At 47.4% G+C, this 1,333-nt stretch carries 1 protein-coding gene; it reads left to right on the top strand.

Going from position 1 to position 1,333, the window contains the following annotated elements; translation table 11 throughout:
• Positions 1-141 precede the first annotated feature (141 nt).
• The coding region (gene istA / locus KNP78_RS15515) for an IS21 family transposase (protein ID WP_214825421.1) at positions 142-1,333 on the top strand (1,192 nt) is incomplete at its 3' end.

The following is a 1,333-nucleotide window of genomic DNA, read 5'->3' as shown; positions in this document are numbered from 1 at the left end:
TGTGTAATGCAAAATAGGAGTGCAGAAGTGTGCAACGGAAACGTACACAACTCTGCACTCCTATTTTAGAAAAGAAAAAGGACTTGCCAGCAACCATAATCTCACCCTAACGTTTAAGTTGCGACACAAGAACGTTAGGAGATGGAAGGAATGCTAGCAATGTCCGATATCAATTGTATCAAATATCTGAGAAACCACAAATCACATTCGATCAATCGAATCGCTAAAAATCTAGACCTCAACTGGAGGACGGTAAAAAAATACGCGGATTCAGCTCAACTGCCGAGTGAAACCATTCGCCCCAAGAGAGGCATGATGTACGGAACGAAATGGGGCGAGATGGTCGAGGATTGGTTGACCGAGGATCAAATGCTTCAGAAAAAGTTAAGACGAACGAATAAAAAGCTTTATGAAACGCTGGTGGCGAACGGATTCGAGGGTTCTTACCGGACGGTCTGCAATTTCATCAAGAGCTGGCATATGACGAGCGAGGAGGAAAACGACACAAGGCAAGAACGATTGCAACACCCTCCGGGTGAGGCACAGGTAGATTTCGGGACGATGGAAGTCGTCAAAGATAGTCATGCGGTCGATGTAAAATGCCTCGTCATGAGCCTGCCCTTCAGTAACCGCACAGCAGCTGTCGCCCTGCCCGCAGAAAACCAAGAGTGCTTTTTGACGGGACTCAAAATGCTTTTTGAAGAAATCGGTGGTGTACCGCAACAGCTCAGAATCGATAATCTCCCCGCTGCCGTCATCCAACCGAGAACGACGAAAGAAGAGGCAATCTATACCGATGCTTTTCTACAGTTCATGGCTCATTATGGATTCCAAGTCCAAAGTTGTAACCCTTACAGCGGGAACGAGAAAGGAAGTGTCGAGAACAAGGTAGGATACGTTCGGTACAATTTTCTTGTCCCAGCCCCTGTCATGCATGATTACGATTCGACGAACCGGCAACTCGCAGCTTCCCTACGGGATGACATGGAGAGAGTGCATTACGAAAAGCATGTGCTGATCCGTGAGTTGTTCGAAGAAGAGCAGAGACATCTATTGCGATTGCCGCAAGAAGACTTCCCCGTCTTCAAAGAAGAACTGTTCAAGGTGAACAAGTACGGCGAAATAACGATCGATAAGACGAAAGTCTTGATCCCTTCAGGGGCTCGTCATGGGCAAGTACGCGCCATCTTAAGGTGGGATTCGATGAAGATTCTCTCACTTCACGGAGAAATCCTCTACGAAGAAAAACGTCCCTACATGATGACAAAGCGTGCGCTCCCATGGGAAAACATCATCAGCACTTGGCACAAGAAGCCGAGAAGCTTCGGGCACT

Origin of the sequence: Exiguobacterium sp. s28, from assembly GCF_018618135.1 — a bacterium.
Taxonomy (GTDB): domain Bacteria; phylum Bacillota; class Bacilli; order Exiguobacteriales; family Exiguobacteriaceae; genus Exiguobacterium; species Exiguobacterium mexicanum_A.
Note: the sequence above shows the minus strand (reverse complement) of the source record. Positions and strands in the feature narration are given on the sequence as shown.